The organism is Streptacidiphilus jiangxiensis (assembly GCF_900109465.1).
Taxonomy (GTDB): domain Bacteria; phylum Actinomycetota; class Actinomycetes; order Streptomycetales; family Streptomycetaceae; genus Streptacidiphilus; species Streptacidiphilus jiangxiensis.
This window is the reverse complement of sequence record NZ_FOAZ01000013.1, coordinates 157,359-179,773: the sequence shown is the minus strand read 5'-3', so window position 1 is coordinate 179,773 and position 22,415 is coordinate 157,359. Positions and strand designations below refer to the sequence as shown.

The 22,415-nt window shown below is 70.9% G+C and carries 24 protein-coding genes; 10 read left to right on the top strand and 14 right to left on the bottom strand.

Annotated elements, in window-relative coordinates; translation table 11 throughout:
* The first annotated feature begins 160 nt into the window (after positions 1-160).
* The gene (locus tag BMY61_RS24550; protein WP_042444279.1) at positions 161-733 is read left to right on the top strand and encodes a TetR/AcrR family transcriptional regulator; all 573 of its coding nucleotides are present in this window, start codon (positions 161-163) and stop codon (positions 731-733) included.
* A gap of 98 nt (positions 734-831) precedes the next feature.
* Here BMY61_RS24550 and BMY61_RS24545 read toward each other — a convergent pair whose 3' ends face one another.
* Positions 832-1,632 (bottom strand): SDR family NAD(P)-dependent oxidoreductase, encoded by an 801-nt coding sequence (locus tag BMY61_RS24545; protein WP_042444277.1) that lies wholly within the window; start codon positions 1,630-1,632, stop codon positions 832-834.
* Between the two features lie 98 nt (positions 1,633-1,730).
* Here BMY61_RS24545 and BMY61_RS24540 point away from each other — a divergent pair, with 98 nt between their 5' ends.
* Positions 1,731-2,315: a TetR/AcrR family transcriptional regulator gene (locus BMY61_RS24540; protein WP_042444275.1), complete on the top strand. Its 585-nt coding sequence runs from the start codon at positions 1,731-1,733 to the stop codon at positions 2,313-2,315.
* 105 nt (positions 2,316-2,420) lie between these two features.
* Here BMY61_RS24540 and BMY61_RS24535 read toward each other — a convergent pair whose 3' ends face one another.
* Positions 2,421-3,398, bottom strand: a complete 978-nt coding sequence (locus BMY61_RS24535) for an NADP-dependent oxidoreductase (protein ID WP_236655913.1) — start codon at positions 3,396-3,398, stop codon at positions 2,421-2,423.
* A 143-nt stretch (positions 3,399-3,541) separates the two neighbouring features.
* Between BMY61_RS24535 and BMY61_RS24530 the strand changes: the two genes are divergently transcribed.
* Entirely contained in the window at positions 3,542-3,919 is a 378-nt protein-coding gene (locus BMY61_RS24530; protein WP_042444270.1) for a winged helix-turn-helix transcriptional regulator, read from the top strand.
* Positions 3,920-3,970: 51 nt separating this feature from the next.
* Here the strand turns inward: BMY61_RS24530 and BMY61_RS24525 are convergent, their stop codons facing one another.
* Entirely contained in the window at positions 3,971-4,840 is an 870-nt protein-coding gene (locus BMY61_RS24525) for an SDR family oxidoreductase (RefSeq protein ID WP_042444267.1), read from the bottom strand.
* Between the two features lie 228 nt (positions 4,841-5,068).
* On the opposite strand from BMY61_RS24525, the gene BMY61_RS24520 reads away from it, so the two are divergent.
* The gene (locus BMY61_RS24520) at positions 5,069-5,959 is read left to right on the top strand and encodes a LysR family transcriptional regulator (RefSeq protein ID WP_042444265.1); all 891 of its coding nucleotides are present in this window, start codon (positions 5,069-5,071) and stop codon (positions 5,957-5,959) included.
* Positions 5,960-5,975: 16 nt separating this feature from the next.
* On the opposite strand, the gene BMY61_RS24515 is transcribed toward BMY61_RS24520, so the two are convergent.
* Positions 5,976-6,458, bottom strand: coding sequence for an SRPBCC family protein (locus tag BMY61_RS24515; RefSeq protein ID WP_042444263.1), 483 nt, complete (start codon positions 6,456-6,458; stop codon positions 5,976-5,978).
* A 103-nt stretch (positions 6,459-6,561) separates the two neighbouring features.
* Between BMY61_RS24515 and BMY61_RS24510 the strand changes: the two genes are divergently transcribed.
* Positions 6,562-7,326 carry a TetR family transcriptional regulator gene (locus tag BMY61_RS24510; protein ID WP_042444262.1) on the top strand — a complete coding sequence of 255 codons (765 nt, stop codon included), beginning with the start codon at positions 6,562-6,564 and terminating at the stop codon, positions 7,324-7,326.
* Positions 7,327-7,517: 191 nt separating this feature from the next.
* Here BMY61_RS24510 and BMY61_RS24505 read toward each other — a convergent pair whose 3' ends face one another.
* Positions 7,518-7,895 (bottom strand): luciferase domain-containing protein, encoded by a 378-nt coding sequence (locus BMY61_RS24505; protein ID WP_042444260.1) that lies wholly within the window; start codon positions 7,893-7,895, stop codon positions 7,518-7,520.
* A 92-nt stretch (positions 7,896-7,987) separates the two neighbouring features.
* On the bottom strand, positions 7,988-8,158 hold the full coding sequence (locus BMY61_RS45195; RefSeq protein WP_143094499.1) for a questin oxidase family protein: 171 nt from the start codon (positions 8,156-8,158) through the stop codon (positions 7,988-7,990).
* Between the two features lie 256 nt (positions 8,159-8,414).
* On the opposite strand from BMY61_RS45195, the gene BMY61_RS24500 reads away from it, so the two are divergent.
* Positions 8,415-8,645, top strand: a complete 231-nt coding sequence (locus BMY61_RS24500) for an anti-sigma factor family protein (RefSeq protein ID WP_042444254.1) — start codon at positions 8,415-8,417, stop codon at positions 8,643-8,645.
* Positions 8,646-8,656: 11 nt separating this feature from the next.
* Here BMY61_RS24500 and BMY61_RS24495 read toward each other — a convergent pair whose 3' ends face one another.
* From BMY61_RS24495 to BMY61_RS24485, 3 genes are all read right to left on the bottom strand, one after another.
* Complete coding sequence (locus BMY61_RS24495; protein WP_042444253.1) at positions 8,657-8,899, bottom strand: anti-sigma factor family protein; 243 nt, start codon at positions 8,897-8,899, stop codon at positions 8,657-8,659.
* Entirely contained in the window at positions 8,896-9,561 is a 666-nt protein-coding gene (locus BMY61_RS24490; protein WP_082014837.1) for an RNA polymerase sigma factor, read from the bottom strand. Before BMY61_RS24490 ends, BMY61_RS24495 begins: the two co-directional genes overlap by 4 nt.
* Positions 9,562-9,710: 149 nt before the next feature.
* Positions 9,711-10,823, bottom strand: a complete 1,113-nt coding sequence (locus BMY61_RS24485; RefSeq protein WP_052438462.1) for a beta-propeller fold lactonase family protein — start codon at positions 10,821-10,823, stop codon at positions 9,711-9,713.
* Between the two features lie 213 nt (positions 10,824-11,036).
* Here BMY61_RS24485 and BMY61_RS24480 point away from each other — a divergent pair, with 213 nt between their 5' ends.
* The 3 genes from BMY61_RS24480 (at position 11,037) to BMY61_RS24470 (ending at position 15,937) form a co-directional block, all read left to right on the top strand.
* A complete protein-coding gene (locus BMY61_RS24480) occupies positions 11,037-14,252 on the top strand; it encodes a glycosyl hydrolase family 18 protein (RefSeq protein WP_082014835.1) in 3,216 nt (1,071 codons plus the stop codon).
* A 65-nt stretch (positions 14,253-14,317) separates the two neighbouring features.
* Entirely contained in the window at positions 14,318-15,244 is a 927-nt protein-coding gene (locus BMY61_RS24475) for an SDR family NAD(P)-dependent oxidoreductase (RefSeq protein ID WP_082014834.1), read from the top strand.
* A 111-nt stretch (positions 15,245-15,355) separates the two neighbouring features.
* The gene (locus BMY61_RS24470; protein WP_042444248.1) at positions 15,356-15,937 is read left to right on the top strand and encodes a TetR/AcrR family transcriptional regulator; all 582 of its coding nucleotides are present in this window, start codon (positions 15,356-15,358) and stop codon (positions 15,935-15,937) included.
* A gap of 62 nt (positions 15,938-15,999) precedes the next feature.
* Here BMY61_RS24470 and BMY61_RS24465 read toward each other — a convergent pair whose 3' ends face one another.
* Positions 16,000-16,722, bottom strand: a complete 723-nt coding sequence (locus tag BMY61_RS24465) for a G1 family glutamic endopeptidase (protein WP_052438460.1) — start codon at positions 16,720-16,722, stop codon at positions 16,000-16,002.
* A gap of 126 nt (positions 16,723-16,848) precedes the next feature.
* On the opposite strand from BMY61_RS24465, the gene BMY61_RS48820 reads away from it, so the two are divergent.
* The gene (locus tag BMY61_RS48820; RefSeq protein WP_143094498.1) at positions 16,849-17,151 is read left to right on the top strand and encodes a hypothetical protein; all 303 of its coding nucleotides are present in this window, start codon (positions 16,849-16,851) and stop codon (positions 17,149-17,151) included.
* A gap of 173 nt (positions 17,152-17,324) precedes the next feature.
* On the opposite strand, the gene BMY61_RS24455 is transcribed toward BMY61_RS48820, so the two are convergent.
* The 4 genes from BMY61_RS24455 to BMY61_RS24440 all read right to left on the bottom strand — a co-directional run bounded on the left by BMY61_RS24455 (position 17,325) and on the right by BMY61_RS24440 (position 22,410).
* Positions 17,325-18,053 (bottom strand): hypothetical protein, encoded by a 729-nt coding sequence (locus tag BMY61_RS24455; RefSeq protein WP_042444244.1) that lies wholly within the window; start codon positions 18,051-18,053, stop codon positions 17,325-17,327.
* A 661-nt stretch (positions 18,054-18,714) separates the two neighbouring features.
* On the bottom strand, positions 18,715-18,846 hold the full coding sequence (locus BMY61_RS48455; protein WP_269083957.1) for a hypothetical protein: 132 nt from the start codon (positions 18,844-18,846) through the stop codon (positions 18,715-18,717).
* 352 nt (positions 18,847-19,198) lie between these two features.
* Entirely contained in the window at positions 19,199-20,572 is a 1,374-nt protein-coding gene (locus BMY61_RS24445) for an MFS transporter (protein ID WP_042444242.1), read from the bottom strand.
* Positions 20,569-22,410, bottom strand: a complete 1,842-nt coding sequence (locus tag BMY61_RS24440; protein ID WP_042444240.1) for a glycoside hydrolase family 15 protein — start codon at positions 22,408-22,410, stop codon at positions 20,569-20,571. The genes BMY61_RS24445 and BMY61_RS24440 overlap by 4 nt, the downstream gene beginning before the upstream one ends.
* Between the last annotated feature and the right edge of the window lie 5 nt (positions 22,411-22,415).

The following is a 22,415-nucleotide window of genomic DNA, read 5'->3' as shown; positions in this document are numbered from 1 at the left end:
TCTGGCTGCGTGCCCTTCGGGCAGGGGTGCCTGGGGGCGGGGGTGTGCGGGTGCGGCGGGGTCGCGGCGCGGGTGTGGCCCGGTAGAGTGAACCGGAGGACCCTCCGTATAGCTCGAGACTAAACGGAGGAGCCTCCGCTTGCAACCCAGGAGAGCCGACGTGACCACTTCCCAGCCCCGCCCGCTGCGCGCCGACGCGCGCCGCAACCGCGAGCGACTGATCGAGGTCGCCGCGCGGGCCTTCGGCCAGGATGGGCCTGAGGTGACCTTGGAGGCCGTCGCCAAGGAGGCCGGGGTCGGGATCGGCACCCTGTACCGCCACTTCGCCACCCGAGAGGAGCTCGTGGATGCGGCCTACCGCAGCGAGCTCGCGAAACTCTGCGACTCCGCCGCGGAGCTGCTGGACCGCATGGCGCCTGACGCCGCGTTGCGTGCCTGGATGGACGGCTTTGTCGCCTACATGTCGACCAAGCGCGGGATGTCCGACGCGCTCCGCGCGCTCGTCGCCTCCGGGGGAGATCCCTTCTCGCACAGCCGGGCGATGCTGACCGCCGCGATCGGCGACCTGCTGTGGGCCGGGATCGCCGCGGACGTGATCCGCCCCGACCTGGAGCCCGAGGACGTGCTGTTCAGCCTGAGCGGCCTCTCCCTGGCCGCCACCACCCCGGAGCACCGGGCCCGGATGGCCCGGCTGCTCGACCTCCTGATGGACGGCTTCCGCCACCGCCCCTGAGGCACGTCACCGCAGGGGACGGCGCTGTGGGCGCCGGCGCTGTCGAGCCGATGCCGACCGCGCCGCCCCGCCCCGGACCACCGCGGTCGCACCCGTCGTCACACCCCCTCGGCGGTGAGCCGGCCGATGGCCCGGATGACCTGCCGTCGCGGGGCCAGACGGGAGAGCGTGGCCATCACGCGGTTCGCCCGCCCGGCGATGACGCTGGGCGGCGGGTTCCTGCGGTCCAGGGCGGCCAGGGCCGTGCGCACCACGTCGTCGGGAGAGGCGAGCCGGGTGCCACCGGCGGCCTGGTCGGTGCCGACGACGTCGAAGAACTCGGTCCGGGTCGCACCCGGTGACAACGCGAGCACGCGCAGGCCGGTGCCGCGCGACTCCTCCCACAGGGCCTCGGTGAGACTCAGCACGAACGCCTTGGTCGCGCCGTAGAGGGCCATGCGCGGATTGGGCTGGTAGGCCGCCAGGCTCGCGACGTTGACCAGTACGCCGCGACCCGCGGTACGCAACTGTCCGATGAAGGCCCGGCTGATGTCGGCCACGGCGGTCACGTCCACGGCGATCTCACGGCGCATCCGGTCCGGATCCGCCTGGTGGAAGGGGCCGAAGCTGGCGAAGCCCGCGTTGTTGACCACGCTCGTGACGTGCAGACCCAACGCGTCCAGTCGCTCGGCCAGCGCCTGCCCCGGGTTCGCGGCGGACAGGTCCATCGGCACCACGTGCACCCGGACGCGGTGGCGCGCGCGCAGCTCGGCGGCCAGTTCCTCCAGGCGTTCCCGACGGCGGGCGACCAGGACCAGATCCGAGCCGCGGGCGGCGAGCCGACGGGCGAACTCGGCCCCCAGCCCCGCGCTGGCGCCGGTGATCAGTGTGGTCTGTCCGCGGTAGTCGACGGCTGTCATGACGCTCCCTGCTCCATGGGTGAGTGCAGTCACTGCTTTTCTGGCAGTTAATGCCAAGTAGGCGGCGACTGTCCAGAGGGGAGGTAGGGTGGCTTTCCATGACGACCTTGTGGGACCGATCGCGACAGGTCGCCGTCGAGCAGATCCTGGACACGGCGGTGCGGCTCTTCGTCGAGCAGGGGTACGAGCAGACGACGATCGCGCAGATCGCGCGGGAGGCGGGGATCTCCCAGCGCTCCCTGTTCCGCTACTTCGGGACCAAGGAGGACCTGGTCTGCGGGGACCAGGAGGCGCTGGGCGCACTGCTGAAGCGGACCGTCGAGCAGCAACCGGCCGAGCTGTCACCCTGGGACGCCCTGCGCGCCGGCTTCGAGCTCGTCCTGACCGCCAACCACACGCCGGAACGGGTCCTGGAGCTCTCCCGCCTGATCTTCGCGACTCCCTCGCTGCACGCCCGCTACATCGAGAAGCGGTTGCGCTGGCAGGCCGACCTCGTGCCGGTCGTCCAGGTCCGGCTGGGCGGCGGCGTCGGCGCGACGCCCGATCCGCGCGCGAAGGCGATCGTCGCCACAGTCTTCGCCTGCGTGGACGCGGCGACGGAGCTGTGGGCCCAGAGCGGAGGGCGGCTCGACCTGGCCGAGCTGTACGACCAGTGCCTCGGGGCGGTGCGTGGCGACGCCTGAGGCGCGATCGACGTGGATGCCGCGGCCCGGCGGGGAGGCTTTCCCGGCCGGGGCCGCGCTGCTGCGTCACCGCATGGCGGTTCTCCAAACAGCGGCAGATGAAGGTCAGTTGGCGGTGGTCAGGACGAGCTTGCCGCGAGTGCGGCCGGCCTCGCCGCGGGCGTGCGCCGTGCCGGCGCGCTCCAGCGGGAAGACCTCCTCCACCTCGACGGTCACCGCGCCGGCGTCGATCAGTGCCGCGATGGTGGTCAGCGCGGCACCGTCCGGTTCCACCAGGAACGGGGTGACCCGGACGCCGGCCGTCTCGGCGGCCTCGGCCAGTTCGGGGGAGACGCCTGCGGGGATCGCGACGAGCAGGCCGCCGGGGCGCAGGACCTTCAGTGACCGGGTACTGGTGCGGTCGTGGTCGTCGCCGACCAGGTCGATGACGACGTCGACGTCCGAGGTGACCTCCTCGAAGCGGGTGGTGGTGTAGTCGACGGTCTCGTCGGCGCCGAGCTCCTTGAGCCAGGGGTGGCGGGCGGCGCTTGCGGTCGCGATGACGTGCGCGCCCAGGTGGCGGGCGAACTGGACGGCGAAGTGGCCCACTCCGCCTGCGGCGGCGGTGACCAGGACGCGCTGGCCCGGCTGCACGTGGGCGGTGTCGACCACGGCCTGCCAGGCCGTCAGCGCCGCCAGCGGCACGGCGGCGGCGTGCACATGGTCGACGGTGGCCGGCTTGCGGGCGAACTGCCGCGCGGGTGCGGTGACGTACTCGGCGTAGCCGCCCGCGGCGCGCGGGAACCACGGCATCCCGTAGACCTCGTCGCCGACCTTCAGCGTGGTGACGCCGAAGCCGACGGCCTCCACCACGCCGGAGACGTCCCAGCCGAGCACGAAGGGCGGCTGCCCGAGCACCCCGGCCATGCCGGTACCGGCCCGGGTCTTCCAGTCCACGGGGTTCACCCCGGCGGCGTGCACGCGCACCAGCACCTCCGTCGGCAGCGGCTCCGGCCGGGGCACCTCCAAGAGGTGCAGCACCTCGGGGCCCCCGAACGCGTCCTGGACCACCGCGCGCATCGACTTCCCACTCCCAGTGGACATGGCTCATTCCTCGACATCGCAGAGTGCGGAGGACTTCGGTTGGCGGCCTCCGCGCTGACGGGAATGACGCTAGGTCCGCGGGCGTAGTTACCCGCAAGGGGAACTACTTCCCGTTGGGAAGCATCCAGGCGAGGAGCTCAGCCATGACGACCAGCTGCCCGACCGGCCAGCACGCGCACCACGACGTCTACGCCGCCCAGTGCCCGTGCCGGGCCCTGCTCGACCTGCTGGCCAACAAGTGGTCGGCCCTGGCCGTGGGCGCGCTGGAGGAGGGCCCGCAACGCTTCGGCGCGCTGCAGCGCAGGCTGCAGGGGGTCAGTCCGAAGGTGCTGACCCAGACGCTGCGCCGACTGGAGGACTTCGGCCTGGTCGACCGCACGGTCTACCCGGCCGTGCCGCTGCACGTCGAGTACGCGCTCACCGTGCTGGGCAAGAGCGCCGCCGTGCCGCTGAACCTGCTGCGGGCCTGGGTCGAGGAGAACATCGACAGCGTCGGTGCGGCAGGTGGCGCGAAGGACTGACTCTGACTGATGGGCGGGCAGCCGGTCGTGCGGTGACGGGTGTTGTGGCGCTCAGGCGAAGTAGCAGCCCTGGTCCAGGTCCTCCAGCAGGCCGCGGTGGACGGGCTGCCAGCCCAGCAGCTCACGGGTGAACGTGTTCGAGGCCGTCATGTCGTTGCCGAGGATGCGGGCCAGGAAGCCGAAGTGGGCGACGGCGTCCTCGGGCGCGACCGCCTTCGTGGGGACGTCCAGGTGGCGCCCCACGGCCTCCGCGATCGCCAGCAGCGGGACACCCTCCTCGCCGACGCCGTGCAGCACCGACCCCGCCGGGGCCTGCTCCAGCGCGAGGCGGAACAGCCGTGCGGCGTCGAGCCGGTGGACCGAGGGCCAGCAGTTGGCCCCGTTGCCGAGGTAGCCGGAGAAGCCCGTCCGGCGGGCGGCGCCGATCAGCTGCTGGACCATGCCGCAGGTCTCCTCGTCATGGACGGTCGGGGCGAGCCGGACGACGGAGGAGCGCACACCGCGAGCGGCCAGCCCGAGCGCCGCCTGGGCGGCGGCGACCCGCGGGCTGCCGGAGGCGGGCAGCGTGTCCTGCTCGGTCCCGACCGGCCCCCCGGATGCGATCACCAGGGGCCGGCCGGTGCCCGCCAGGGCGTCCCCGACGGTTTCGACGGCGGCCAACTCGGCGCGCGCCGCCTCCTCGTGCTGCCCGAGATCGTGGTGGAAGGCGAGGTGGACGACGCCGTCGGACGCCGAGGCGGCGGTCCGCAGGACGTCGAGGTCCTCGATCGTGCCGCGCACGATCTCGGTTCCGGCAGCATCCAGGGCGGCGGCCGAGGAGTCGGAGCGGGCCAGCCCGAGGACCTGATGTCCGGCGTCGACGAGCCCGGCGGTGACGGCGGAACCGATGAAGCCGGTCGCACCGGTGACGAAAACGCGCATGGCGATGCACTCCTTGGCTGGACGTGGGTGAGGACCGGCTCGAGGGGCTTGCTGCCGCGCCCCGGCCGGTGATCCCAGCCTGCTCCCCGGCGCCCCGGCCGGTCCAATGATTGTTCCGCAGCGGGCGATACGTCCCGCGTATCACGCCTGACGGGGGCGGCCGTCGGGAGGTCGTCGAGCGGTCGCTCGGTGAGCCTCCCGCAGTGTCGCGAGGGTTAGGCTGGGGGCGTGCCCGACTCGTCGCCGCTCCCACCTCCCACCTTCGATCTCCAGTTGGCGCACTGCTTCACGGTCGTGGCCGAGTACCGGCACTTCGGCCGGGCCGCCGAGGCGCTGCACACCACCCAGCCCTCGCTCAGCCGACGGATCCGGCGCCTGGAGCAGCAGCTCGGTGTCCGACTGGTGGAGCGCACCTCCCAGGGCAACCACCTCACCGAGGCCGGCGAGGACTTCTTGCAGGCGGCCACCGCGCTGCTGCGCGCCGCCGACCGAGCCGCCGCCGACGCGAGGTCCGCCGCCCGGCCCGGCCGGATCACGGTCGGTCACACCCCTGGCATCATCGTCACTCCCGCCGTGCGCGAACTGCGGGCTGCGCACCCGAACGCGGAGGTGCGCGTCCGGCAGTTGGCGTCGGACGAGGCGCGGGCGGCCCTGCTGGATCATCGCGTGGACGCGGTGATCGCCCGCCTGCCCTTCTCCACCGAGGGTTTTGAGGTGACGGCCCTCTACGACGAGCCCCGGGTGCTGGTGGTGCCGCGCGGCCACCGGCTGGCCGGACGGGAGTCGGTCACCCTGGCCGACATCGCCGACGAGCCCGTGCCCAGGGTGCGCGGCGCCGACCCGCCGGCCAGCGCGTTCTGGCGCATCGACCCCCGCCCCGACGGCCGCCCGGCCCCGGACGGGCCGCTGATCGACGCCGCCGCGGACCAGTTCGAACTCGTCGCCGGCGGCCAGGCGGTGAGCATCTCCGTTTCCAGCCACACCCTGCGCCCCGACCTCACCACCGTCCGCCTCGAGGGAGTCGAAGCCAGCCATGTCGTGCTGGCGACCCGCGTCGGCGACCGCAACCGCCTGCTGGCGGCCTTCCGCACGCACGCCACGCGGACCCTCGGCCGCTGAGGCCGCCGCGCACGGGCTAGAGCCGCTTGGGGGCCAGGCTGGATTCCGGGCGCAGCACGCCCTGGTCGTCGAGGTCGTCCAGGACGGCGGGCAGCCCCTTGGTGAGCATCCTGGTGCGGACGGCGCCGAGGATTCTGGTCATGACGTAGCCCCCGGCGCCGGTGAAGCCGGTGTGGTCGTAGGTGAACCGCGTTCCGCCGCCGTGTGGTTCGAGCCGGTAGGCGACCTCGGTGACCTCGCCGCCGCCCTCGTCCTGCCACGAGTAGCGCAGCAGGGACGGCGCGTGCGTCTCCAGCACCTCGCACACCACGACGCCGCTCCAACCGGGCTTCGGCTTCGCCACGAACCGGAACCTGGTGCCGACGTCGACGGTGAAGCCCTCCGGCCGGGCGCCGGCTCCGGTGGCCGTCCACAGCGGGATCAGCTCCGGATCGGTGACCGCGCGCCAGACCTTCTGCGGAGTGTGCGGGTAGTCGCGGACGATGTGGATGGCGCTCATGGAGGGCTCCTCGGGCTCGCGGGGTGCTACCGCTCCACAAATCTACAGTCACTAAAAAGATTCAGCAACAGAAAAAATGCTGCTGCTGGACTATGCTCCAGTGATGACCAAGCGCACCGTGGACTGGACGGCTCTGCATCCGCGCGACCAGGCTCCCGCGGCCGAGGGGCTGCGGGAGCGCAAGAAGCGGCTTCTGCGGCGCCAGCTCTCCGACGTGGCCACGGAGATGTTCATGGAGCGGGGTTTCGACGCCGTTCGGGTCGCGGAGATCGCGGCGGCATGCGGGGTGTCGGAGAAGACCGTGTTCAACTACTTCCCGACAAAGGAGTCCCTCGTCCTCGACCTGGGCGAGGTCACGTTGGACTCCCTGCAGACAGTCCTGGCCGGCCCGGAGCTGTCGCCGGTCGAAGCCGCGTTGACGATCCTCTCCCGCGAGCTGGCCGACATCACGACCTGGCTGGGCGCGCAGGACGACCCGGTCGAGGCCAAGGCGGCGTTCCTGCGCTTCGGCATGCTGATCGGATCCACCCCGTCCCTGCGGGCCTATCAGCGCGACATGATGGACCGGCAGGCCGCCGCGGCTGCCGGGATCCTGGCCCGCCGCGCCGGGATGAGCCCGGACGACCCCGAACCGCAGATCGCCGCGACCGCACTGCTGGGGCTCTGGCCCATCCAGTTCCAGGCGCTGCGCAGGCACTTGGACCACGCACCGACGCCCGAGGAACTGCTCGACGCCGTCAGCGCCGACGTCCGGCGAGCGGCCCGCGTCATCGGCGCCGGGCTCGACGCATTCGCGGCCGCGGGGGCAGGCGTGGAAACGGCCGGCCGGTCCGCGGGGGAGAGCCGCGCATCGGCGGGCGGGGCTTGAGCTCCCGGCCTCGGGCGCGGTCCTCGGCGACGGTGGTGGCGTAGCGCGTCATGGCCCGGCCGGCGGCCCCGCACGGCACGCAGAGGTCCGGGACGAAGGTGTTGACCATGGCCGCCGGCTCCTGCTCCTCACCCGCGGTTGGCGAGGGGGTGCGGGAGCAGGGACCCTCGGCGGAAGGCTGAGGCACAGGGCTACATGGCGGCGGGAGGGCTCCCCGCCGCGGCGCTGCACGGCGCGGCGGGAACCGGATCGCCTTCACGCCGGGCGTGGGCATGGAGGGCGAGGCTGGTCAGGGTGAACAGCAGTCGGGCACCGGACGGGGACTCGATCCGGATGGTCACCCACGGCGAGTCGCCCTGTAGGCGAAGTTCGTGGGAGCGCTCAAGTTCCCCACGCATCCGCCGGATCACGGTCGCGGTCAGGTGTACGTCGGCGCTCCGTGCGGAGTGGATGTGGACGATCTCGTTGCTCCCTGCGACAAGTGCCCGGCCGACGTCGCAGCTCGGCGGCCCGGGGCTCAGGTCGGGCCACGTCGTGAGCTGTTGCAAGGCGTATTCGGCAGCGTCCACGGCGACATCATCGCCCTGCTACCGGGCGGTACGCCAGCCTTGGCCCCATGTCGAGGCCAACACCTGAAGGCTGTCGGTCCGGGCCATGGCCGTCATCCGCCGGTGGCTCGTGCCAACCATTCGTCGAGCAGGCCGCGTTCGGCGTCCGTGAGCTGCGGCAGCCTGGGGATGATGGTGCGGAAGGCTACGGCCGAGGTGATGGCGCTGTTCTCCGTCATGGCCGGCGCATCGGTGAGGATCGAGCGCGTCACGGCCTCGTGCATGGAGTCGACGAGATCCAGGTCGCGCGCGTCGGGGGATGTTCCACGCGTCCCGGCGTGGTGAGATCGACGCCCCGGCATGGACCTTGGAGAACCTGATCCGCCGACCGGGCCCCACGCGACGCTTCGGCCATTGGTCCCGCAGGAGTGGTGATCACCCAGCTCCTCACCCTGGCCGAAGCCGACGCCGGACATGGCGCACGGGCCGGGGACGGGTACCCTCGTGGCACGGGCGTGCGGAGTGAAGGGATGGGAACGCGTGGACTGCGACGAGTTCGTCGAGCTGGTCACGGACTTCCTCGACGGTGCCCTGCCCGGGGCCGACGAAGCGCGTTTCGTCGAGCACCTCGCCGCCTGCGACGGATGCGAGGCGTATCTGGAGCAGTTCCGGCGGACCATCGACACTCTCGGCGTGCTCCCCGCCGACAGCCTGTCGGAGCAGGCCAAGGACCAGCTGCTGGCCGCCTTCCGCGGATTCCGGCGCGGGTAGGGCCTGTCCTCTCAGCGAGGCGCGTCCCGGAACGCGGTCAGCAGGGCCTCCCGGTAGGCCGGCGCCAACGTCGTGGTCGAGGCGGCCGTCGGTGCTGCCGGCCCGAGGAGGCGGATGGTCTGCCGGTGCTGGTCCAGCAGAGTCCGACAGGCCGGGCAGCCGTCCAGGTGGACGACGAGGAGCGTCTCGGATCTCTCGTCCAACGCGCCGTCGAGGTACGCGGTGACGAGCTCGGCGAGTTCGAAGCAGGTCATGGCGCGTCCTGGTGCTGCGCGGCGGCCGACGTGAAGTAGGACTCGAGCCTGGTGCGTACCGCCGCCCGGGCCCGGTGCAGGATGACCCGCTGGTTGCCGGGTGAGATGTTCAGCATGTCGCAGACCTCGTCCGAGCTGTAGCCCTCGACGTCCCGCAGCGTCACGACGATGCGGTGGCGGTCCGGCAGCGCGGTCAGGGCTTCGACGAGGACGGCGCGGACCTCGGTGTTCAGTGCGGCGGTCTCCGGCAGCATCCAGGGTTGCGGTTGCTGTCCGGGGTTCCAGTGGCCGGGGTGGGGATCGCCTGCGCGCTGGAAACGTGACGGGTCGACAGCCGGCCACTCGTCCTCGGGGAGCAGGCTGCTGAACGGCAGGGCGCGGCTCTCCTTGGTGCCCCGGGCCTTCGCCGTGTTGACCAGGATGCGGAACACCCAGGTCTTGAGCGAGGCGCGCCCCTCGAAGCGGGCTATGCCCTGGATGACGGCGAGCCAGGCGTCCTGCACGACCTCCTCGGCCGTGGCGTTCGTGGAGACGAACGACCGGGCCAGCCGCAGCATGGACGGCGACCAGCGGTCCAGGACGAGCCCGAAGGCCGCCTCGTCCCCGCCGCGGAGACGCTCGACCAGCTCGTCGTCGGGCGGAAGGGGGACATCGCGTGCCACGAAGGCTCCTCGTGGTCGGGGAACATGAGTGCTCACCGCACGATACCCATCCCGTCCGTGCCCCCGTGACCGCGGAAGGCTTCGGTAAGAAGTCAGACACCGTGCCGGGCACTCGGGTTCGGAGTGTCCGGCACGGTGGACGGTGCGGGCTAACGCGTCACGGCCGCCAGGCCGGCGGAGCTCGCCGGGAGCCCGGCGACGGTGATCACCGGCGAGCCGGGCGTGCCGTCGGCGGCCAGCGGCACGCCGTCGATGCGGCCGTCCTTGTTGTCCAGGATCCACAGCGCACCGCCGGAGACCGTGGCGTCGCCGACGTGACCGCCCGGTGTGGCGGCGGTCGCGTCGAGCAGGCGCAGCGAGCCGTCGGCTCCGACCGCGTAGGTGGAGACGGTGCCCGAGCCGGCGTTCTCGACGTAGGCGGTGCGGCCGTCGGGGCCCACGGCGACCCAGCACGCGGCCGTCTGCCCGTCGGGGACGGCGGTCGCGGTGGTGCTCAGGGTGCCGTCCGCGTGGTACCGGTACGCACTGGCCGAGCTGGCGCCCGCGCCGGCACCGACGTTCGAGACCACGGCCGCACCGCCGCGCCCGAAGGCGAACCCGAACGGGGTCTGCCCGGCCGAGGGCACCGACGACGCCGGGCCGGGCGCGCCGAGGGAGTCCAGCGGCAGCACGTCGACGGTGCTGGAGCCCTTCTCGGTGACCAGCAGCGCCCTGCCGTCCGGCACGACGGCGACCTCCGCCGCCCCGGCGGCCCCGGCGGACAGGGACTGCCGGCCGAGCGGAACCAGGTGGCCGCCGAGACGCCGGTAGGCGGACACCGTGCTCCGGCCCAGGACGTAGACCCGGTCGCCGCGGGCCGCGACGCTGACGGGCCCGGCACCGGTCGGCGCGGTGCCGTCCAGGTGGAGCGAGCCGTGACGGTCTGTCGAGAACTGCGAGACGGTGTCGGAGCCGACGTTGACCGCGTACAGGGTGCGGCCGTGATCGGCGACCGTGACCGCGCCCTGCGACCCGAGGCCGCCGCCGTTGCCGGCGCCACCGGTCGCGAAGCTGCCGACGAGCGTCCCGTCGGCACGGTAGGCGAGGACCGCGTTGCCGGTGACGGCGTTGGTCTCGGTGTAGACCGTGGTGGTGCGCGTCCCGTGCGAGGCCGCCTGCGTGGCGGCCTGCGTGACGGCGGCCTGGGCGGGCGCGGCGGCGGCGATCACGCCGACGGCGCAGACGGTGACGACGGCGCAGGCGAGCGCGTTCTTGGCGTTCAAGGGGAAGCCTCCGATGACTTCGTGGATCGATGACGCTGTCTCAGTGCGCTCTCTGTGCCGATCCGTTACAGCGCCTGCCCGGGACGGTTTCGGACACGGACCCGGGGTGGTGCTGTAACGCCTGGCGTCGAGGCGGCACTACACCCTCGGACCGTCACTCGGCGACGGTCCCGAGGTGTCTCGCCTCGCAGGGGACAAGGAGACGGGAATCCGATGTTCGGATCGAGAATGGGCACGCGGCGGCGGTCCCTGGTGGCTGTGCTGCTGGCCATGTGCCTGGCGGGCGCCGTCGGCGTGCTGACCGCCGTGCCGGCCGCCGCGACGCTGGGTGATCGCCCGGTCATCACGTACAACCTGCAGGGCGCCACCTCCGGCAACGACAGCAAATGGACCACGGTGGTCGCCGGCTACGCCAGGCGGGCCGACATCGTCGTGCTCCAGGAGGCGGGGGCCGCGCCACCGCCGTCGGCCCCCGGCACGGCACCGATGGTCATCCCGGCGGCACAACTGGCCAACGCGAACGCCGGGAACCTCCCGAACATCGGGGTCGCGAACCAGGTGACGCACACGCAGTGGCGCAGCGGCCTGGCCAACCTGGACGTCTACTTCCTCCAGACCGACCCCAACACCAACGGCGCCACCGGGCAGCAGACCTACCGGGGCGGCCGGAACAACCTGGCCGTCGTCACGCACCAGGCGGCCGCAGCCGTTGCGGCGATTCCCAATCCGGCCGGCGGCCGGGCGACGCTGGGTCTGCTGTTCGGCACCACCTGGTACTTCGACATCCACGCCCGGGCCGGTACCCACGGCAGCGATGCGCCCGCCTTGATCAACGCGATCCGCACGTTCGTGAACGGGCGGAACCTGGGCGAGGCCTGGGCCGCCATCGGCGACTTCAACCGGGACCCCGGCACCCTGGCACCTCCCGCAGGGGCGGCGCGCGCCGCCACCGGTCTGCCGACCCAGCAGTCCGGCGGCGAACTCGACTACGCCGTCTACACCACCGGCGCAGCCCCGGCCGTGACCGAGCGGCTCGCAGGCGCCTCGGCCGACCACTACGCGGTCGGGTTCGGGCCCATCCGCGCGGCGGCCGAGCCGACGCAGCTGTTCACCTCGCCGTCCGGGGACCCGGTACCGGAGGCGATCGAGAACATGCAGGCCGGTGGAGTGCTGGACGTCGACAAGCAGGGCACCGCGAACCTGACTCCGATCGTCAGCTACGACCGCAACGGCGGTGCCAACCAGAGCTGGAACGTGAACTTCTACACCGACACCCCCAAGCAGGAGATCACCTTCCAGGGGACGCAGAGCGGCCGCTGCATCGACATCACCAACAGCGCTCGCAATGCCGGGTCCGGCACGACGCTCTCGCTCTACGACTGCACCGGCCAGCCGAGCCAACGCTGGGTCCCGCTCTACCTGGGCAACAGCGAGTACGAGTTCCAGAGCGTCTTCCTGCCCGACCTGTGCATGAACCTCAGCGGCGGCCAGACCGACTCGAACAACAAGACGACCGCGATCCTCTACCCGTGTGACAACACACCGAACGAGCGGTTCGTCTTCACCCCGACCTACACCCGGGCGACCTCGAACGTCCCGGTCCAGACCCCGCCCAGCGACCCGATCGCCCTGGAGGCCATCAGCGACGGCGGGATCATTGACGTGTCGGGAGGCGCGACGGCGAACGACTCGGCCGTGATCTCCTACCACCGTGACCTCCTGGCCAACCAGGGCTGGAACGTCGTGCCCAACACCGATGAGTCGGTGTCCTTCCGGGGCGTGGGCAGCGGCAGGTGCCTGGACATCCACAACAGCACCTCGGCCGTCAGCGGACGGGAGTTGGTGATCTACAACTGCACGGGGCAGCAGAGCCAGCGTTGGGAACCCGAACCGCAGGACAACGGCACGACCGAGTTCGTCAGCGCCCTCGACCACACCCTCTGTCTGGACATCGCGGGCAACCCCCAGAACCCGGACCTGGGCCACCTGGACGTCTACACCTGCAACTCCCAGCCCAACCAGGCCTGGTTCTACACTCCGTTCGACCCCGACGGCGCACCCACCGCCGACCAGGACGGGCCCGACGACTCGGGTGTCGGGGGAGACACCTTCGAGAACCTGACGGTGCGACCGCCGAACCCCGGCACGCCCGCCCAGCGGATCGCCTACTACACGAGCTGGTCGACGTACGCCAACGCCTTCTACCCGAAGAACCTGGCCACCGAGGGTATCGCCGGCCGGCTGACGGTGCTGAACTACGCGTTCGAGAACATCGACCCGGTCAAGCTGACCTGCTTCGCCGCCAACAAGCCGTCGGTGAGCGACCCGAACAGCGTCTCCGGGAACGACGGATCCTCCGACGCGTACGCCGATTACCAGAAGGAGTACTCCGCCGTCACCAGCGTCAACGGCAAGGCGGACACCTACAGCCAGCCCCTGCGCGGCAACTTCCAGCAACTCAGGGAGCTGAAGGCCAAGTACCCGAAGCTGAAGATCCTGGTCTCGCTCGGTGGCTGGACCTACTCGAAGTACTTCTCCAAGGTCGCGGCGACGGCGGCGTCCCGGCAGAAGTTCGTCAGCTCGTGCATCAACCTGTACATCAAGGGCAACCTGCCCAAGCTCGCCCCCGACCCGGCCGGCGGCACGGGTGCGGCCGCGGGCATCTTCGACGGCTTCGACCTGGACTGGGAGTTCCCCGGCACCGACCTCGGGCACGTCGGCAACTTTCACTCCCCGCAGGACGGCGCCGACTACGTCTCCCTGCTCAAGGAGTTCCGCACCCAGTTGAACGCCGTGGGCGGCGGCAGGCACTACCTGACCACGGCCGTCCTGCCCGCCGGCCCTGCCGACATCGCACAACTGCAGCCCGCGGCCATGAGCCAGTACCTCGACTTCGGCACCGTCGAGGCCTACGACTACCACGGCGCGTTCGACACCCACGGTCCGACGAACGCCCAGGCGCCCCTGTACGACTCACCGGTCAGCCCGGCCGCGGGAACGGGGTTCACCGTGGACGCCTCCGTCAACACCCTGCTGCAGAACGGATTCCCCGCAAGCAAGATGATCCTCGGAGTGCCGCTGTACGGCCGGGGCTGGACGGGGGTGCCCGGCGGCACGACCCACGGGCTGTACCGGAGCGTGACCGGGCCCACGGCGGCGTTCAAGTACTCCGCCCAGCCAGGGGTGGCGGACTACAAGGAACTGAAGGCGGCAGGCAAGCTCACCACCGCCCACACGTTCTTCGACCAGACCACGGACAGCGCGTGGATCTATGACGGAACCAACTTCTGGAGCGTCGAGACGCCGCAGTCGCTGGCGTTCAAGCGTCAGTACATCAGCGACAAGGGCCTCGCGGGCGTCATGTTGTACTCCCTCGAATCCGACGACCCGACAGCCACGCTCGTCAAGGCGGCCACCGGCACGGGCTGAGCGAAGCTCGGAGGGATATCCGGATAGGTCATCCGTTTTTCTGCTAGCCTCGGCGGGGCAAGCGGATGACCTATCCGCTTTGTCGGTTTGGATGGAGGGGACACGTGAGAACAGCTGTGGTCACAGCCGGGACGGGCGGTATAGGCCTGGAGACGGCCCTGGGGCTCGCCGCCGCGGGTCTCGCGGTGACGGTGGTCGGCCGCGACCCCGACCGGGGCACCGCAGCGGTGGAGCGGATCAACGCCACCAGCCCGACGCACCGCGGACGTTTCCTGGCCGCGGATCTCTCCTCGCTCGACCAGGTGCGCACGCTCGCCGCACGGATCGCCGGCGAGCAGGCCGCCTCGGGCGAGCCCCTGTCGATCCTGGTGAACAACGTCGGCGCGATGTTCCCCGAACCCCGGCGGGCAGGCGGCGTCGAGGCGTCGTTCGTCGTCAACCACCTCTCGCCCTACCTGCTGACGGAACTGCTGCTGCCGACCCTTCGGGCCGGCGCGCCGAGCAGGATCGTCAACGTCACCTCGGGGGCGGTCGGACTCGCCAAGCGCGTGTTCGACGCCGTAGAGCCCCCCGGCGGCTACTACGGATTCCACTGGTACGGCCGCGCCAAGCTCGCCAACCTGGCCTACACCCTCGACCTCGCCACCCGCCTGGACGGCACGGGGGTCTCGGTCTTCGCCGCCGACCCCGGCGGCGCGGCGACCGACATGACCAACGGCACTCTGACCGACCCGAAGATCGTCTCGCCCGCCCTGCGACTGCTGTGGCCGCTGGTGCGCCGCAGGTTCGCCCGCTCGACCTCGGGACCGGCTTCCGTCGCCGCCAGGCCGTCGATCACTGCCGCCACCGACGCGACGCTCACCGGCCGGACCGGTATCGTCGTCGGACCCCGAGCCCGCCCGGTCCCGCCGCCCCGGGCGGCGGCCGACCCTCGGATCGCCGCTGCCGTGCGTCGGCTCAGCGAAGCCCACGCACCCCTCGTGACCCGGTAGGCGCGGTCTGCGCCGGACCGGTCGCCTGCTACCGCCCGGCCTCCTGGCCGGGCGTCATGCGTATGATCGAACACCGGACGCACGCACCGACACGTGACACGGACTGGCCACATGGTGACCCCACAACTGCGAAAAGACGCCGCCCGCAACTGGGACCGGATCGTCTCCGTCGCCCGCGACCTGGTCGACCAGGGCACCCCGCTCCAGCTCAACGACGTGGCCCGCCGGGCCGGCCTCGGAGTCGGCACCGTCTACCGGCACTTCGCCACCCCGGAAGCCCTCCTGGAGACCGTCGCCACCCCCTGCCTGGAAGCCCTCGCGGCCCACGGCGAGCGGGCGCTCGCCGATCCCGAACCCTGGCGCGCCCTGGAAGCCTTCCTCACCCGCACCCTCGAAGCCCAGATCACGGACGCCTCCCTCTCCCAGGTCGCCGCCGCACCCACCGATGCCCTGGCCCGCACCACGGAACTCAGACGGTCGCTCACCACGACGGGAACCACCCTCCTGGAGCGGGCCCACCATGCCGGCGTGGTCCGCCCCAGCCTTTCCGCCGACGACCTCGTCCCTCTCATGTGCGGCATCGCCCACGCCGTCGACGTCCACGGCGCCACACCCGCCGACCGACTCGACACTGCGCACCGCTATCTGGCCACCCTCCTCGGCGGCCTCCACCTCGCGCCGTCCACGGACTGACGCCCCCGCACATGCCTGCTCCGGCCGATCCAGCTGGGCATGGGCCCGGGCCGAGCGGGACGTCAGGCGTGCAGCCAGCTCACCGGGAAGCCGGTGCCGGAGAGGGGGCCGTCCTGGGTGAGCTGGACACCGCTGCGCTCCAGGTTGGTGGTGCTGACCGTGCCGGCGGTGGCGAAGGCCTGGCCGTTCGCGGTGACGTCGGTGAACTGGACCTGGCCGAAGTCGGGGCAGTTCGGGATGGTCTTCGACCCGATCGCCTCGACGATCACCTCGGCGGAGTTGAGGGCCACGCCGGTGGCCGTCTTGGTGTAGGTCTTCGTCCAGCCCTGGGTCGGGTCGGCGAGGGTGAGGGTGAAGGTGCCGCTGCCGTCCGTCGTGACGGACGAGGTCATCGTGTCGCCTGCGGCGACCGTCTCGGTGAAGTAGATCGAGTTGGCCGGGTACATCTCGACCCACGGGTTGTACTGGACGGTGTGGTTGCGGGTGCAGACCGCGTCGAGGCCGATCTGCTCGACGCTCGAGCTGGTCCATCCGTCGAGGCCGGACCAGAAGGATATGTCGCCGGTGGTGGGCGTGCAGTTCAGGGCCGGGACGATCCAGTTCCCGGTGACGGAGTGGAAGGTGCCGCCGGTGACCGCGTAGCCACCCCAGTTGTCGTTCCCGCCGGCGTGCCGGACGATCCGGTGGTCCAGGCGCGGGGACGCCGCCGCGGCGGGCGCGCTGAGAGCGGCGGCGATCGGCGCGAGTGCGGCGACGGCGGCCAGGACGGTGACGGTACGGCGCACGGATGCTCCCTCTGTCGCGGACTGGTGTGAGAGTCAGATGATCTGACAGTGCGACAGAGGATTCTGAAACAGCACGTCCATGTCAATACCGCCCCTGGCCCCGTTGCCGGGTGGTGGGACCAGCGGGTGACCGCCTCCAGGACGGCTGCGTTGCGGCCCGTCGACTCGCGGCTGTTCAGCATGGTGGCTGCTGCCGGCGACCAGGGCCGTCACGTCGAGCCCGATCCCGTCGGGCGTCTACCTCGCCCCGCAGGTCGCGGGCTCCTTCGGTGGCGAGCCGCCCGCCTGGGCAACGCCGCGATCGACGAACTCGCCCGGTACGCCGCCGGCCTGCCCTTCGCCCGCGCCGTCACCCGCGAGGCACTGCACGGCGCGCCGGGCCCGAAGCTGACCTGCAGGCTTGACTCGAGAACCTGGCAGCACGCCTGACGACTCGTTGGGGCAACGCGGTCGCCGTCGACCCCGGACCGTATCTCAGTGCCGGTTGTGAGGGACAGCCAGTGCCCGAGCACACGTTGACCGCTGCAGCTGAGACCAATGCCGAGGAAGGTTCGCCGATACTCAGGCCTTGACAGCACAAGTGCCACCAAGGCCTGCACGGCTCAGCCGACCCACGGTCCGGGAAGCTCTTCGCGGATGGAGTCGAGATCGGCAAGCGTGCGACCGTGGGCGTGGATCCAGGACTGGTCCTGGACGCCGTCTCGTCGCACCAGGCGACCGGGTGCCGCATACCAGCGCACTGGCGAGTCATCCTTGCTGGCCCACATGGGATGGTCAGGCAGATCGACCCGGGCATATCCGGTTCGGAGGTTCGGCAGTAGCGTGTCCGGCAGCTCGCACGCGTCATAGAGGCTGAGGCGGTCCGCCCCGAACAACGATTCGCCCAGAACGAGTTCGACCCAGGCCAGGGACATGCGATCGAGGAAGGGGATCCAACCCTCGCTGGACTCCACCACCACGGGTGGATCGTCCTGTTCGATCTCCGCCAGAGGGATTGCCCAGGTTGCACAGCCCTGATTCTCATGGCGGAAGGCCAGGACGCCGCCCAGAGCGTTGTCAACGTAGAGCCCTGCCGGCGGAACCAGAGGGTCCTGCTGCCGGGTCAGGTCGTCCCGACGCCCCAAGAGGGCGTACCCCTCACGGAGTGCAGCCGGGAGCTCGAAGCCCAGATCAGCTTCCGCAGCCGCCAGCTCGTCCTCGCCATGACCGTCTTCCGGTTCCAACGGTCGCCCCATCCACGTGTCAGCGAACCAGCGCGCGAAGTCCCAGGCCTGAGCACGCGTACGCACTCCGCCTCGCAGCGCTTCCGACACGTCAGGGCCTTCCAGCATGGCGAGGACGCTACCGCGTTCTTCGAACGGGACAACGGATCCCGAGGAGCAATAGTCAAGACTTGTGGATGAGACCCTGAGCTCGTTCGACCGCCGTGGGCTTCAGTGCAGTGCGTGGAGGCCGCGAGTACCTCACTTGGCCCGCTGCAGCCTGAGCAGATGGCTTGAATCGCAACCTTCGTCCAGATCTGGCGTCAGACAGAGGGTGAAGGCGGCAGCATCGCGCTGCACGATCACGCTCTCGTTCCCGCAGGGGCCCATGGGGTCCTGGCCGATTTGTACGGAGAGATAGTGCCCATCTGCTCCCGTCGGGGAGTCCACCAGAGTGTTCGGGCCTCCGCTGACCAGGAAGACCCAACGACCGCTCCCTCCTGCGGGGCAACCTTGGCCGGGACCGGCGAGCGGTGAGTGCTCGAGTCCTGCGGCCGTCAACGTGTTGTCACGATCGAACGTCACCGTGGTACCCGAGGGGCTGACCCACCGTCCGACAAGCTGCGCCGCTTTGATGTCAGCGGTACCGTCCCCGACAAGCAATCCGCAGCCTGCTAGCAGGCAACTTGCCAGTGCCATCGCAAGCCCAACGCGTAGCACCACGTGTCCCCCTGATCGCGACCAGCCTTCGTAAGCGGCGAAGACAGCATGGCGCATCTTTTGAACACGTTCAACTACGGTGTTCGTCGGACCCACGCGCCCCCGACAGTCTCAGCGTGACCGCGACGAGCTCGGCCAGGAACTGCCGAACGGTCCCGAGGACAAAGATCTGACGGCTGCCGTAGTCCTTCGCGGTGCTCACCCGGCCTCCTCCTGGCGCTCGACCAACGCGCCGTTCTCAAACCTGGCTCCTGCGCGAACGACGGCGACGCGCAGAACGCCAGCAGCTCGTCCCGGTCGGCGGTGATGACTTCCGCCTCCAGCGCGGCGGCCTCAATCCCCCGAGCGCCCTCGCGGACGATCTCGTCGATCAGGGAGCCGGACTGGGTGGAGCCGTCGTCGGTGACTGGGCTGAGCACGGGCATGCCTTTCCGACCCGCGCTGCAACGCGGGCCTACTCGGAGACCATCAAAGGATCATCGGGAAGGTACGCCCTCCGCGTTCCTACCGGCATCGATCCACAGGTTCCGAGCATTGCTCGATCTTGAGAACTTCTAGCCGGTGTGACGTGGAAGGAGCAGCGCGGCGGCGAGTCCGGCCAGGCCGAAGGCGGCGAGCGCGATCATGGCGGCCGCGTAGCCGTTGCTGGTGAGTTCGGAGACCAGGATGGTGCCGGCCACGGCTGTTCCCAGGGAGGAACCGAGATTGGAGATGGACCGGGACAGCCCGGAGATCTCGCCCTGCTGGCTGTCGGGAAAGCCGGACTGCACGATGTTCACCGAGGGGGTGAGCATCGCGCCGATGCCGAGTCCGATCAGCAGCAGGCCGGGGGTGAACGCCCAGATGCTGTCGAAGGCCCGGACCAGCGCGAGCAGCAGCGCGATGCCGGCCACGGTGACGGCGAAACCCGTGACGATCAGCGTGCGTTGGGCGTGGCGCTTGGCGAGGCGTTCGGCGGCGAGCGAGGAGGCGAGCAGACCGGCGGTCGCGGCCGTGAAGACGCCGCCGGTGGCGATCGCGCTGTAGCCGCGGACGACCTGGAGGTAGGCGCCCACCGTGAAGGAGGCGCCCATCAGCATCAGCCACTGGACGTTCTGGGTCACCAGCCCGAGGTTGGCGACCCGGTTGCGGAACACCGCCAGCGGGAGCAGGGGTTCGCGCCCTGAGCGTTCGCAGTGCCGGAGCCAGGCGAAGAACCCGGCGATGACGGCCGCGCCGGCCACGAGCAGGGCGAGCATCAGCCAGAGGTTGTTGTCGGCAGCGAGGATTCCGGTCACCACCAGCACGAGGCCGACGGCGGACAGGACCGCGCCGACGGTGTCGAACGGCTGGGACGGGTCGGCCGGCAGCGGGTCCTTCAGCTTCCGGGTCATGACCAGGATCAACACGATGACGAGCGCCTGGAAGCCGAAGTTGGCCCGCCAGCTGATCGCGGAGGTGAGCAGGCCGCCGATGAGCGGTCCGGCGGCCGCGCCGACACCGCCGAGCGCCATGATGGCGCCGAAGGCCCGGGCCCGCGTGGTCGTTCCGGTGAACAGCAGGGTGGTCAGGATGTAGACCGGGGGGATCAGCAGCGCGGTCCCGATGCCCTCCAGGATCGAGTTGCCGAGGATCAGCACGCCGAGACCGGGTGCGGCCGCGCTGAGCACGGCGCCCACGCCGTAGACGGCCAGACCGACCATCAGGCAGCGCTTGCGGCCGTAGCGGTTGGTGAGCTTGCCGCCCGGGATCATCAACGCGGCCATCACCAGCAGGAAGACGGTGATGGCGACCTGGATGCCCTGGGCGCTGGTGTCCAGGTCCTTGCTCATGTCGTTGATCATCACGTTCATGCTGGAGCCGGCGAAGCTGCAGATGAACTGGGCCAGGGCCAGCGGGAACAGGATGCGCCGCCCGGCGGCTGTCGGCAGGGACAGGGTGCTGGTCATCCCCGCCTCCGGTCGAGCTCCTCGTCCAGGGCCAGGGCCGCGTCGATGAGCGCCAGATGGGTGAAGGCCTGCGGGAAGTTGCCCAACTGCTCGCCGGAGGGGCCGATCTCCTCGGCGTACAGGCCGACGTGGTTGGCGTAGGTGAGCATCTTGTCGAAGGCGTAGCGCGCCTGCTGCACCCGCCCGGCCCGGGCCAGGGACTCGACGTAGAGGAAGCTGCACAGGTTGAAGGTGCCCTCGGAGCCGCGCAGGCCGTCGGGGGAGGCCGCCGGGTCGTAGCGGTAGACCAGGCTGTCGCTGACGAGTTCGTGGTCCATCGCGTCGAGGGTGGACAGCCAGGCCGGGTCGGTGGGGGAGAGGAAGCCGACCTTGGGCATCAGCAGCAGCGAGGCGTCGAGGACGTCCGTCGCGTAGTGCTGGGTGAAGGCCTTCCGCTCGGCACTCCAGCCGCGTTGGACGACCTGCCGCAGGATCGCGTCGCGGGCGTCCTCCCAGGGGTCCAGGTCGGCCGGGCGGGCGTAGGTGCGGGCGATGCGCACCGCCCGGTCGAAGGCCACCCAGCACATCAGCCGGCTGTAGGTGAAGTCCTGGCGTCCGCCGCGCGTCTCCCAGATGCCCTCGTCCGGGCGGTCCCAGTGCTCGGTGAGCCAGTCCACCAGCCGGCTGAAGGCCTGCCAGCCCTCCAGGGTGCCGATGTCGCCGCCGCCGGTGGTGAAGGCGTAGGCGGCCTCGCCGTAGATGTCGAGCTGCAACTGGTCGGCGGCGGCGTTGCCGGCGCGCACCGGTGCAGAGCCGCGGTAGCCCTCCCAGTGCGGCAGGACCTCTTCGGACAGGAGCGGGTCGCCGTCGATCCGGTACATGATCTGCAGCGGTTCGCCCTCGCTGTCCTGGGCCTCCTTGACCCGGTCCCGGACCCACCCGCGGAAAGCCAGGGCCTCCTCCTCGAAACCGAGGCCGAGCAGCGCGTGGACGGACAGCGAGCCGTCGCGGATCCAGGTGTACCGGTAGTCCCAGTTGCGTTCCCCGCCGACCTGCTCGGGCAGTCCCATGGTGGCGGCGGCGATCGGTGCGCCCGTGGGGTGGTAGGTGAGGAGCTTGAGCGTGATGGCGGAGCGGTGCACGATCTGTTGCCAGCGTCCGGCGTAGTCGGACCGGGCCAGCCACTCGTACCAGAAGTCCCGGCACGCGTCGAACGTCTCCAGGGTGTCGTGCTCCCGGGGCGGCGCGGGGGTGGGCGAGCCGGTCGGCTGGGTGGTCAGGACGACGATGGCCGTCCTGCCCGCGTCGAGCGTGAAACGCGCGGTGACGTCCTGGCCGTCCGGGCGCAGCACGACCGGGTCGGTGGTCTGCAGGCAGAGGTCCTCCTCGGGGCCGTGCAGCAGCGCCGTCCGCTCGTCGAGGAGGCTGAGCCGGTGGGGCGCGCGGCCGTAGTCGAAGCGGGGGCGGCACTCCAGCACGAAGGGCATGCTGCCCCGGACGACCCGGGCCACGCGGGTGATCCGGTGCCGGTCGCTGGGGACGGCGGAGGTGTCCGGGGTCATGAAGTCGATGATCTCGGCGACCCCGCCGGGGGCCAGGAAGCGCGTCACGACGATGGCGGTGTCCGGCAGGTAGAGCTGCTTGACCTCGGCTCCCGGGACGGCCTCCCGGTCGACCGCGAGCCGGCAGGTGCCGCCCCGGTCGTGGTCGAGCAGTGAGGCGAAGAGGCTGGGGGAGTCGAACCGTGGCGTGCACCACCAGTCGATGTCGCCGTCCGTGGAGACCAGCGCGGCGGTCTGCAGATCACCGATGACGCCGTGCTCCGCGATCGGGGGATAGAGCTGGGGGGAGACGCTCATGGGGC

Bases quoted from the DNA above. Each gene is read 5' to 3' on its own strand.
- BMY61_RS45195 (WP_143094499.1), bottom strand. From the start codon at position 8,158: ATGCACGAGGCCGTGACGCGCTCGATCCTCACCGATGCGCCGGCCATG.
- BMY61_RS24510 (WP_042444262.1), top strand. From the start codon at position 6,562: ATGACCAAGCGCACCGTGGACTGGACGGCTCTGCATCCGCGCGACCAG.
- BMY61_RS24545 (WP_042444277.1), bottom strand. From the start codon at position 1,632: ATGACAGCCGTCGACTACCGCGGACAGACCACACTGATCACCGGCGCC.
- BMY61_RS24535 (WP_236655913.1), bottom strand. From the start codon at position 3,398: ATGTCCACTGGGAGTGGGAAGTCGATGCGCGCGGTGGTCCAGGACGCG.
- BMY61_RS24530 (WP_042444270.1), top strand. From the start codon at position 3,542: ATGACGACCAGCTGCCCGACCGGCCAGCACGCGCACCACGACGTCTAC.
- BMY61_RS24525 (WP_042444267.1), bottom strand. From the start codon at position 4,840: ATGCGCGTTTTCGTCACCGGTGCGACCGGCTTCATCGGTTCCGCCGTC.
- BMY61_RS24540 (WP_042444275.1), top strand. From the start codon at position 1,731: ATGACGACCTTGTGGGACCGATCGCGACAGGTCGCCGTCGAGCAGATC.
- BMY61_RS24515 (WP_042444263.1), bottom strand. From the start codon at position 6,458: ATGAGCGCCATCCACATCGTCCGCGACTACCCGCACACTCCGCAGAAG.
- BMY61_RS24495 (WP_042444253.1), bottom strand. From the start codon at position 8,899: ATGACCTGCTTCGAACTCGCCGAGCTCGTCACCGCGTACCTCGACGGC.
- BMY61_RS24480 (WP_082014835.1), top strand. From the start codon at position 11,037: ATGTTCGGATCGAGAATGGGCACGCGGCGGCGGTCCCTGGTGGCTGTG.
- BMY61_RS24445 (WP_042444242.1), bottom strand. From the start codon at position 20,572: ATGACCAGCACCCTGTCCCTGCCGACAGCCGCCGGGCGGCGCATCCTG.
- BMY61_RS24440 (WP_042444240.1), bottom strand. From the start codon at position 22,410: ATGAGCGTCTCCCCCCAGCTCTATCCCCCGATCGCGGAGCACGGCGTC.
- BMY61_RS24455 (WP_042444244.1), bottom strand. From the start codon at position 18,053: ATGCTGGAAGGCCCTGACGTGTCGGAAGCGCTGCGAGGCGGAGTGCGT.
- BMY61_RS24470 (WP_042444248.1), top strand. From the start codon at position 15,356: ATGGTGACCCCACAACTGCGAAAAGACGCCGCCCGCAACTGGGACCGG.
- BMY61_RS24475 (WP_082014834.1), top strand. From the start codon at position 14,318: ATGACCTATCCGCTTTGTCGGTTTGGATGGAGGGGACACGTGAGAACA.